This window comes from Nostoc mirabile CHAB5784 (assembly GCF_020829645.1).
Classification (GTDB): domain Bacteria; phylum Cyanobacteriota; class Cyanobacteriia; order Cyanobacteriales; family Nostocaceae; genus Nostoc; species Nostoc mirabile.
This window is the reverse complement of the sequence record NZ_JAIVFS010000045.1, coordinates 1-10,411: the sequence shown is the minus strand read 5'-3', so window position 1 is coordinate 10,411 and position 10,411 is coordinate 1. Positions and strand designations below refer to the sequence as shown.

Genomic DNA, 10,411 nt, shown 5'->3' with positions numbered 1-10,411 from the left:
TTAATATGTCACCCGAAACTATTTATTCAAACGAGCGCTATACCGAATACGATGCCTGGGCATGGCTGTATAACGAAACAATGGGGCCACAGTATTCTCAAAATCAACTGCAACCCTTAGAAAAAATGCTCTTACCTCGGCTTTCCCAGAACGCGCAACTTCTAGATTTATGTTGTGGTACGGGGCATTTGGTACAGAGTTTAATTGAACGGGGCTATCAAGTAACGGGTGTTGATGGTTCAGAACAAATGTTAAATTATGCTCGTCAAAATTCTCCAGATGCAAACTTTTTGCTAGCAGATGCTCGTTATTTTGAATTACCGCCTATTTTTGATGCCGTCTTTTCTACAAGCGCTTCTCTCAATCATATAATGACAATTCAGGAACTCCAGCAAGTTTTTCAAAAGGTGTATGCTGCTCTTAAAGATGGCGGCTGGTTTATATTTGATATTAACCATCATGAGCAAATGCAACGCTGGTGGAACGGTGAAATCGCTGAAGGAGAAATTGCTAACAAGTATGCTTGGACGTTGACACCAAATTATAATTCAAGTGATAGCACAGGCTATTTTCAAGTTACCATGTTTCAAGCTACTTCCAAACCTTCATCATCACTACTACGGACAATTTGGACTGGGTTATCTCGAATTTTAAATTTACGATTTTTATATCGCTGGCGTTTGAAACTTCTATCAGCCTTTCAAGCTCAAGAAAAACACTGGAAACGCATGGATGTTCGTTATCCCGTGCGGGGATATTATCCAGAAGAAATCAAAGTTGCACTCCAAGAAGTTGGTTTTGTCGATATTGATATTTGTACCCTTGAAGGTAGCACAACAATAGACAACAAGCATTCAGCTTATTTCCTTTGTCGCAAACCTGCACATATTTAAATACAGTTGAGTTAAGCATTTCTCCTTCTCTCTCTTCTCTCTGTGTCGCGCCAGTTGCTTCAAGTCGGGAAACCCGCCCAACGCACTGGCTTCTCTGCGCCTCTGCGGTTCGTTAAAAAAAATAATTCTAGTCTTAACTAAACCGTATTGCCACATATTTAATTTTAAAAATTTAAAATCCAAAATCCCATGACTGCTATCCAAAAAGAACCAAAAAATTTGCAGCAAGAGTATTTGCAAACATTCATCCAAACATACACTCAGCGCACCCAAACTTCCAAAAATTTAGCACAGCAATATCGTCCAGTGCTGGCCGATAAAACTTCCATTGGGTTTAATTTTGCCCCAGAAATTAAAGAACTATGCTATCCCATCGCCGTGGAACGTTCTGATGGTTCTCGACTATGGGATATTGATGGCAATGAATATATAGATATTCTCATGGGATTGGGAATAAATTTATGTGGTCATAATCCATTATTTGTGCAAACTGCGATCGCAGAACAATTACAACGAGGAATGCATATCGGGGTGCAAAATGCCTTAGCGGGTGAGGTAGCACAACTAATCAGCGATTTAACGGGCATGGAACGGGTTACTTTTAGTAACACAGGCACTGAAGCGGTAATGACTGCCGTCAGAATCGCCCGTGCAGCGACAAAACGCCAAAAAATTGCCATTTTCACCAATTCCTACCACGGACACTTTGATGCTGTACTGGTAAGGGCTACTAGAACAGAATATGTCAAAAAAGGCATCCGTCGCGCAATTGATCGCAAAGCTGAATCTGGTAGTTTTTTGGGAAAATTAGCACAACCAATTCAAGCGAGTTTAGCAGCAAATCTCAATCCCAAAGCCGTACCAGCCGCTACAGGAATTCCTGCTAGTGCCGCTTGTGATGTATTGATTTTAGAGTATGATAACGAGCGATCGCTAGACATCATCCGCAAACATCGCCATGAACTCGCCGCCGTTTTAGTGGAACCAGTGCAAAGCCGTCATCCAGAACTCCAGCCTCGTGAATTTCTGCACCAACTGCGCCAAATTACCCAGCAACTCGGCATAGTCCTAATTTTTGACGAAATGGTAACAGGCTTCCGCATTCATCCAGGAGGCGCACAAGCCTGGTTTGGCGTGCAAGCAGACATCGCCACCTACAGCAAAATTGTTGGTGGTGGCTTACCCCTTGCGGTAATTGCTGGTAAAGCAAGTTATATGGACTACATCGACGGCGGACAATGGCGCTTTGGCGATGACTCCTCACCTCAAATACCAACCACCTTTTTTGCAGGTACATTTTGTAAACATCCCCTAGCCCTAGCCGCAGCCCGCGCCACGTTACAGCATCTCAAAACTCAAGGAGCCGCATTGCATGAACAACTGAATCAACGTACCAGCAAACTTGTGAGCGATTTAAACACAGAAATGAAAAACAAGGGAATAGTAATTAAGTTTACCTCCTTTGGTTCCTTCTTTGCGATCGCAGCTTCCCAAAGCGCAATTCCTCCAACAGCTATGAATTTACTCTCCTATCACCTATTAGCAAAAGGTATCCATCTCCGCCAAGGAGATAAAGGCGGATTTCTCTCCACAGCACACACAGATACAGATATTCATACCATCAAACAAGCATGGATTGAAAGCATTCACGAACTCAAAACAGGAGGATTCATGATTGATTAATATCATGTCCGCCTAAATAAAACTACCCCACCCGCCCTATCGGGCACCCTCCCCTTGGCAAAACCGTGTACACACAAGTCGAATTACCCCCCTTAATCCCCCCTTGTAAAGGGGGGAAATAGGAAATCTAGTTCCCTCCCCTTGGAAAGGGGAGGGTTAGGGTGGGGTAACGCGAGAATTATAGGCAATTTAACGGACATAATACAACTTCTAAAAACTCTCTCTTTATTCTCTGTGTTCTCTGCGCCTCTGTGGTTCGTTCAAACATTACTTCATCAAAAATAGAACTATGGCAACAATTGGAAAATACTGCAAAGCATACCTAGTCAAACAATTTCGCCAATATCCCCAATGGCGAGAAAAAACAGAAAATATCCGCCCTCAAAAGGAGGTAGTCGATAATCGAGAACTCACCGACGAAGACATTCTTTACCTCCAAGAAAATTACATCGTCACAGATGGAATTTTTCAAGACGAAAACATCATTTTTGATGACATTACACCCGAATGGCAAGACTTTTGCCATCAAACCTTAAAATTTGAACTTCCTGTATACGAAACTGCTTAACCCCTCCCAACCTCCCCTTGTAAAGGGGAGGTGCCGAAGATTTTGAATTGTTTACCAGGAGAAAATCATGAGTCAAAACGAACAAGAAGACACCACAATTTATCAAGTTGTAATCAGCGAAGAAGAACAATATTCAATTTGGCCCGAATATCGAGAAATTCCCTATGGTTGGCGGGGAGTTGGCAAAAGTGGCTTAAAACAGGAATGCCTAGAATACATCAAACAAGTGTGGACTGATATGCGTCCTTTAAGCCTTCGCAAAAAGATGGAACAAGCCGCACAACAAACATAATTTAAAAGAAAGCTACAAACACCTTAGTTTCTGAATTACGAATTACGTTAGCGCAGCGTTAGCGAGTCAGACGCTCCTACGTCGCTAACGCTTCGCTATCGAGCGTCATTACGAATTACGAATTGGTATTGCCCATGTATCACGATGCACCTTTACAACAATTAGAACTCCTAGTTCCGTGGGAATTGCCACTTGAGCGTGAGTTGAGTCAATCCAATCAAATCAAGTTGACGAAAGCACTCACGGAACTACTGACAGCATTAGCTGAATCTGATGTTGAGCAAGGCATTGTGATACTAGAAAATGCCGGAGCAGAATTAGAAATTTACGATACGTTTCCCGCAGAGGTGACATCTACAAATACAACGCTGAAGTACTGGGAAATTGAAGATTTTGATAACTATTTTCGTGTTCGTCATGTGCAAACTACCGAACCAGAAATTTGCCTAGTGCATGGGTTAATGGTTGCTTGTCAAGCCTTTTTGCGCTTGAGTATGAAGGATTCTCTAGATATCAATCAACTCAATTTCCAGCGAGAAGGATTTAGAGCTAATGCTTATCTTTTCGGACGAGTTTTTCACCTAACTTTGCAGCCATGAACAGTAGTAAAATCCAACCACAGGAAATCTGGAAAGGATTTCACTGGTCATTTTTTATCAATATTCAAGGTTTGATAATTTGTTTACGTCGCTTTGAAGTACAACTGATAAAAGGAAATATCCAGCAAGCGCTATTAGAGTTACAAACTGCCACAAAATTAATGCTGGCATCCGGTGCAGCGATGCAGTTAGCAGGTAGCATCAACCCCGAACTTTACGCAGCCGAAATTCGTCCTTCCATGATGCCACCTGAAGTAAAATCTCATGATTTTAGCGGTTTAATGTCCTGGGAACACGCAGTTTTAATCAAAGTTTGGAAACAGTTACGCCCTCACTTTTATAACCTACCAATAGAACTACAACCACAACATCAAAAGTTTGTCGATGCCTATCTATATCTTGCTCATTCCCACCGCGCAGTTTGTCAAAAGTTTGGTGGCGAAGAAGCTGGTAGCTTACGATTTGAACGTAGCTGCGCCGTGGATACCCTAGATGCATTTACCCGCAGTCGCTATCAATTCTTGCATCCCCATTCTGAGAGATGAGGAAGATAGTAAATATTAAAAGCGGTTTAAACTAAATCCAACTTTCTAGCTCTCTTCTCTGTGCCTGGAGCGTCTGGAGCGTGAGATAAAAAATTAAGTCTATTCATCTAAAATCCAAAATATAAAATTCTTATGAATTCTCCCTTAGATAACATTAATAACTCAACTTCATCTCAACGCATTTTGGCTGCTCTCAAAGATGCTCGTACTAAATTAGAAGCAGTTGAACTCGAAAAACAAGAGCAAATCGCCATTATTGGCATGGCTGGACGCTTTCCCGGCGCTCGTAGTGTAGATGAATTTTGGTACAATCTCAAAAATGGTATCCAGTCCATCGAGTTACTTACAAATGACGAATTACTGACAGCCAAAGTCAAGCCAGAGGAGTTACAAAATCCTAATTATGTTCGTGCATACGCTAGCTTTCCCGGAATTGATGAGTTTGATGCAACGTTTTTTGGATATTCACCTAGAGAAGCCGAAATTCTCGATCCCCAGCACCGTCTGTTTTTAGAATGTGCTTGGGAAGCATTAGAAAATGCAGGCTACGATTCAGAGCAATATCCAGGTGCGATCGCAGTTTATGCAGGTGCTGCATTAAATAGTTATCTTGTCAACTTATACAGCAATCCCAACTACAATACCATCGATCCGGTGCAGGTTGTTATTAGTAATGTTATGGGTTTAATGCCTACCCGTGTATCTTACAAATTAAATCTCACTGGGCCTAGTTGTGGAGTGCAAACGGGTTGTTCCACATCTTTAGTAAGTGTCCATTTGGCCTGTCAAAGTTTGCTGCATCGGGAATGCGATATGGCTTTGGCGGGTGGTGTATCCCTTGGTTCTGGGGAAAAAACGGGTTATCTTTACAAAGACGATGGCGTACTTTCACCAGATGGGTATTGCCGCGCCTTTGATGTCAACGCCAAGGGAACAGTTTTTGGTAATGGGCTGGGAATTGTCGTCCTCAAACGTTTACGAGATGCAATTAGCGATCGCGATCATATTTATGCCATCATCAAAGGCACTGCGATTAATAATGATGGTTCCCAAAAAGTGGGTTTGACTGCACCTAGTGTAGCAGGACAAGCAAAGGCGATCGCCACTGCAATCTCTAAAGCCAAAGTTGAACCAGAGACAATCCAATATATTGAAACCCACGGTACAGGAACAGCTTTAGGCGATCCCATTGAAATTGCCGCCTTGATGAAGGTATTTTCCCAACATACCAACAAAAAACAATTCTGTGCCATTGGCTCAGTAAAAACAAATATTGGTCATCTAGATGCAGCGGCGGGTGTGACAGGATTAATCAAAGTCGCATTGGCTCTCAAGCACGAGCAAATTCCCCCCAGTCTGAATTTTACCAGCCCTAATCCCCAAATTGACTTCGCCAATAGTCCATTTTTTGTCAATACCAAGTTGACATCCTGGGTAAATAATGGCGTACCGAGAAGGGCGGGAGTTAGTTCTTTTGGCATGGGTGGCACCAATGCCCACGCAATTTTAGAGCAAGCACCAACAGAAATTCAAAATTCAAAATACCCTACGGGAAGCCACCCGGAGGGTGTCTACAAAATTCCAAATAAAGATGGAATTGAACGTCCTCTGCACCTTCTCACTCTGAGTGCAAAAACCCCATCAGCCTTAGAGGTAACAACAGCAAATCTCGCTACCTATTTGCAACAATTTCCCGATACAGATATTGCTGATGTGGCATATACATTGCAAACAGGACGACGCGCCTTTGAACATCGTCGCTGTTTGGTTTGTCAAACTGTGTCGTCAGCGGTAGAAATATTAACTACATCTGATTCTTTGCAACTTTTAAGTCAATCACCCGGTGCGGCTCAAACTACCGTAGCTTTTCTGTTCCCAGGACAAGGAAGCCAATATGTGAATATGGGACAGGAGTTATACACAACCGAGGCAATTTTTCGGGAAGAAATCGATCGCTGTTGTGAATTACTCCTACCACACTTAGGCTTAGATTTGCGAAATCTTCTCTATCCTTCCCCACTCCGTACAGACGCGATTAATCGCGTCTCTACCCACTCCCCAAATTTATCCCAAACCGCCTACGCCCAACCCGCTTTATTTGTAGTTGAATATGCCCTAGCCAAACTCTGGATGTCATGGGGAATCCAGCCACGGGCGATGATTGGTCATAGTATTGGTGAATATGTCGCCGCCACATTAGCTGGTGTATTCACCTTAGCTGATGCCTTAATGCTAGTTGTGCAACGTGGACAACTGATGCAACAGTGTCCCCCAGGATTGATGCTTTCTGTTTCCCTCGCCGCAGAGAAACTGCAACCGTTGCTAACAGATGATTTGGTAATTGCTGTTGACAATGCACCTAGATTATGTGTGGTATCAGGAGAAGAAATAGCGATCGCACTTTTAGAACAACGTCTAACAAGTCAAAATATTGCCTATCGGCGATTGCACACAAATCATGCGTTTCACTCACCCCTGATGGAAAAAGCGATCGCTCCTTTTACGGAAATCTTACACAAGATTCAACTCCATCCACCGCAAATTCCTTTGATTTCTAACCTCACAGGTACTTGGATGACTGCGGCACAAGCTTGTGATCCCAACTATTGGGCAACCCATCTGCGTCAGCCAGTACAGTTTACCGACGGAATTAGGCAACTGCAACAAACATCCCATCAGGTTTTTCTGGAAGTTGGTTTTAATCAAACCTTGAGTACCATTATTCGACAATTTCCCGATGCACCGCCTACTTTCGCATCTGGGCGACATCCCCAAGATCCCAAATCTGATGTTGCCTTGATTTGCCAAACCTTGGGACAGCTTTGGCTTTCGGGCGTAGTCGTCAACTGGTCAGGATTTTATGTCCAACAACAACGGCAAAAACTGCCCTTGCCAAGCTATCCCTTTGAGCGTCAGCGCTACTGGATAGACCGACATCCATCGCCAGAAGTTGCTCCCATTCCGCCCCAAAAGCCCCAGAAGCAAGGGGATATGTCAAATTGGTTTTATTTGCCCTCTTGGAAGCGATTGCCTCTTCTACGTCCTTCTCAGATACCAACAAAACAACGATATTTGGTCTTTTGTCATCCTGATAGTATTGGTGAACAACTGGTGCAGCATCTCCAGAAAGCTGGACAGCAAGTAATTATCGTGACACCAGGAGCAGAATTTACTCAGGATGGCGACGCTTACACCATTGCGCCTGATAACCAAAAAGATTATGAAACACTATGGCAGCAATTACAAACAGCCGAAACTTTACCTAATGCGATCGCACATTTATGGACTCTCACCGATTCGGTAGCAAATGATAGCTTTGAGCAAAGACAAATCCTCGGTTTTTACAGTTTACTCTGGCTGACTCAGGCATTATCTTCATCATCCCAGCCTCTGAGAATCTATGTACTGACTCAGCAGGTACAGAATGTTCTCTTAACTGAAACCCTCAATCCCGCAGACGCGACAATTCTCGGTCTTTGCAAAGTAATTCCCCAAGAATACCCGAATCTAATTTGCCAAAATATTGATTTATCACTTCCTATCAACAATTTTGAGCAACTGGTGGCGGAATTAACGATAAATAACACCCCACCCGCCCTATCAAACACCCTCCCGATGCTTTGGGGAGGGCTGGGGAGGGGTAACTATAATTTCATTGCTTTTCGGGGTAAAACTCGCTGGATACAAGAATTCCAGCCGATTCTTTTACATACTCCTGAGTCTTCCGAAATACCCTTAATTCCAGGTGGCGTGTATGCGATCGCTGGAGACTTGGTGGACGGTTTGGGATTAATTTATACCCGGTTTCTGGCGCAAACAGTGAACGCTAAATTAATACTTTTGGGACGGTCAGATTTGCCACAACCTGCCCAATGGGAAACTTGGCTGGCTTCCCACGGTCGCCAAAATCCCGTTAGCCACTGTATTCAACAGTTGCAAGCTTTACAAAGTACGGGATGTGAATTGCTGTTTTATAGCGTTGACTTAGCAGATATTACCCAAGTGCAAACTGCTATTACCGAAGCTACAAGCCGATTTGGAACAATTAATGGGGTAATTCATGCTACGGCTATGGGCGATCGCGCCAGTTGTTTGATTCGTAACCTTAATACTCAGGAATGTAGCCGACAATTCCATACAAAAATACATGGTTTATTAACATTAGAAAAAGTTCTCCAGAATCAACCCTTAGACTTTTTCCTCTTGCAATCTTCTCTGTCTGCGGTTGTTGGTGGAATTGGCTTTGCTGCTTACGCCGGGGCAAACTTGTTTATGGATACTTTAGCACAGCAACGCAGTCAAAATAGTGATATACCTTGGATTAGTATCAACTGGGATGCAGTACGTTTTGATGAAACTGCCATACTCACAGGTGCTGCTCTTGTAGATTTGGCTATGACTCCCCAGGAAGTTTGGCAAGTGACTGAGCGCATTCTAGCCCAACCCATGTCTGCACAAGTTACTGTTTCTCCTGTAGACCTCCAGTCTCGTCTCATACAGCCTGAAGTAATTCAAGATACGACATCTAATCCTAATAGCCACGCACGCTCTAACATTTCTACCACTTACGTTGCCCCTAGTGACTACATTGAAACCAGAGTTGCTCAATTAATGGAAAACTTATTGGGTATTGCTCCCATCGGCATTCACGATAACTTCTTTGAGTTGGGTGGACATTCACTGCTAGCAATTCAGGCGGTTTCTCAGCTACGGGAAGAATTTCAAGTAGAACTGCCCATGCGGCAATTTTTATTTGAATCACCAACCGTTGCAGGTATAGCCAAAATTATCATCGAAAACCAAATACCAACACTAGATGATCCGGAAGCGATCGCCGCATTACTAGATCAAGTAGAACAAACTGACTTTTCCTATTAAGTATCAAAAAGCTTGCTGACAAATTTAGTTAAGCTAATGGGCATTTAAATTGCAACATAGTCACTATTACCTTTGTTTTTTATCTTCCGTTGCCACTTTCTGGATCGGCTCTGCATTTATATTATGCAGCTTAAATGCCCATTAGCTTACCATTTCTGCTTTAGTGGCTGATTTGGGTGTTGCTTTTCGGCGTTGATTCCAGAAATCCTGAACTTCTGGTTCGGGATTATCTGGAGAGTATCGCCAGGAACCATATAGTGCCTTTTGATATCGAACCAAGAGAATTTGAGGAGATGTGCGCCTGATTTTTTTTCACCAAACGTCCATTTGTCCTTTCTTTCTAGGTTGAATCTTCCAAAGTATTTCCTATTACCCCATCCTGTTGACTTACTGGGATGTGAGCGTTTTATCCACCTCTTTTCCCTGCGAAACATCCAGTTATCTAAATCCCCGAATATTTCTGAGGAGACTACTGTTCTGTAGTAGTTAGCCCATCCCCTTATAATTGGATTTAGCTTGAATATCACTGCACCAACATCTAGCCCTTTATATTCAAACCAGATTTGGCGCAATTTACATTTGATATCCTTTATTGCTTCTTTGCTAGGTTTGATTAAAAGCTTGTAGCCAGTTTTTGCAAATGTATCTTTGTATTGTCGGACATTGAATCCTAAAAAGTTGAACCCTTGCGTCATGTGGACTATTTCAGTCTTTTCTTCTGATAGTTTAAGACCAATTTGTGATAGCCAGTCCGCTATTTCCACTTTTATCGGTAGTGTGAAGAACAGCGATAGGGCAATTCTTGGCGCAAAGAGCGATCGCGCTCTTGATTGAGGTGCGAGTATAAAGAGAAACAATGGAAATACATTCTGAGCGAATTGATGATATTCGGGTGATAGTGGAATGGCTCAAACAGATGGAAATAGCCAAATGTATTGACCAAAAATTAAATC

General features: G+C 42.9%; 8 protein-coding genes. 7 read left to right on the top strand and 1 reads right to left on the bottom strand.

Features of this window, described 5'->3' with window-relative positions; genetic code table 11:
* The first annotated feature begins 5 nt into the window (after positions 1-5).
* The 7 genes from LC653_RS24950 (at position 6) to LC653_RS24920 (ending at position 9,458) form a co-directional block, all read left to right on the top strand.
* Positions 6-893 carry a class I SAM-dependent DNA methyltransferase gene (locus LC653_RS24950; RefSeq protein WP_229497403.1) on the top strand — a complete coding sequence of 296 codons (888 nt, stop codon included), beginning with the start codon at positions 6-8 and terminating at the stop codon, positions 891-893.
* Positions 894-1,082: 189 nt separating this feature from the next.
* Positions 1,083-2,576, top strand: a complete 1,494-nt coding sequence (locus LC653_RS24945; RefSeq protein WP_229497402.1) for an aspartate aminotransferase family protein — start codon at positions 1,083-1,085, stop codon at positions 2,574-2,576.
* Between the two features lie 289 nt (positions 2,577-2,865).
* Positions 2,866-3,144, top strand: a complete 279-nt coding sequence (locus LC653_RS24940) for a hypothetical protein (RefSeq protein ID WP_229497401.1) — start codon at positions 2,866-2,868, stop codon at positions 3,142-3,144.
* Positions 3,145-3,211: 67 nt separating this feature from the next.
* Positions 3,212-3,436: an MbtH family protein gene (locus LC653_RS24935; protein WP_229497400.1), complete on the top strand. Its 225-nt coding sequence runs from the start codon at positions 3,212-3,214 to the stop codon at positions 3,434-3,436.
* Positions 3,437-3,570: 134 nt separating this feature from the next.
* A complete protein-coding gene (locus LC653_RS24930) occupies positions 3,571-4,035 on the top strand; it encodes a hypothetical protein (protein WP_229497399.1) in 465 nt (154 codons plus the stop codon).
* On the top strand, positions 4,032-4,580 hold the full coding sequence (locus tag LC653_RS24925) for a 3-methyl-L-tyrosine peroxygenase-related protein (protein ID WP_229497398.1): 549 nt from the start codon (positions 4,032-4,034) through the stop codon (positions 4,578-4,580). The genes LC653_RS24930 and LC653_RS24925 overlap by 4 nt, the downstream gene beginning before the upstream one ends.
* A gap of 132 nt (positions 4,581-4,712) precedes the next feature.
* Entirely contained in the window at positions 4,713-9,458 is a 4,746-nt protein-coding gene (locus LC653_RS24920; RefSeq protein ID WP_229497397.1) for a type I polyketide synthase, read from the top strand.
* Positions 9,459-9,604: 146 nt separating this feature from the next.
* On the opposite strand, the gene LC653_RS24915 is transcribed toward LC653_RS24920, so the two are convergent.
* Positions 9,605-10,222 (bottom strand): group II intron maturase-specific domain-containing protein, encoded by a 618-nt coding sequence (locus LC653_RS24915; RefSeq protein WP_229497396.1) that lies wholly within the window; start codon positions 10,220-10,222, stop codon positions 9,605-9,607.
* Positions 10,223-10,411 lie beyond the last annotated feature (189 nt).

Bases quoted from the DNA above. Each gene is read 5' to 3' on its own strand.
- LC653_RS24945 (WP_229497402.1), top strand. From the start codon at position 1,083: ATGACTGCTATCCAAAAAGAACCAAAAAATTTGCAGCAAGAGTATTTG.
- LC653_RS24925 (WP_229497398.1), top strand. From the start codon at position 4,032: ATGAACAGTAGTAAAATCCAACCACAGGAAATCTGGAAAGGATTTCAC.
- LC653_RS24950 (WP_229497403.1), top strand. From the start codon at position 6: ATGTCACCCGAAACTATTTATTCAAACGAGCGCTATACCGAATACGAT.
- LC653_RS24935 (WP_229497400.1), top strand. From the start codon at position 3,212: ATGAGTCAAAACGAACAAGAAGACACCACAATTTATCAAGTTGTAATC.
- LC653_RS24940 (WP_229497401.1), top strand. From the start codon at position 2,866: ATGGCAACAATTGGAAAATACTGCAAAGCATACCTAGTCAAACAATTT.
- LC653_RS24930 (WP_229497399.1), top strand. From the start codon at position 3,571: ATGTATCACGATGCACCTTTACAACAATTAGAACTCCTAGTTCCGTGG.
- LC653_RS24920 (WP_229497397.1), top strand. From the start codon at position 4,713: ATGAATTCTCCCTTAGATAACATTAATAACTCAACTTCATCTCAACGC.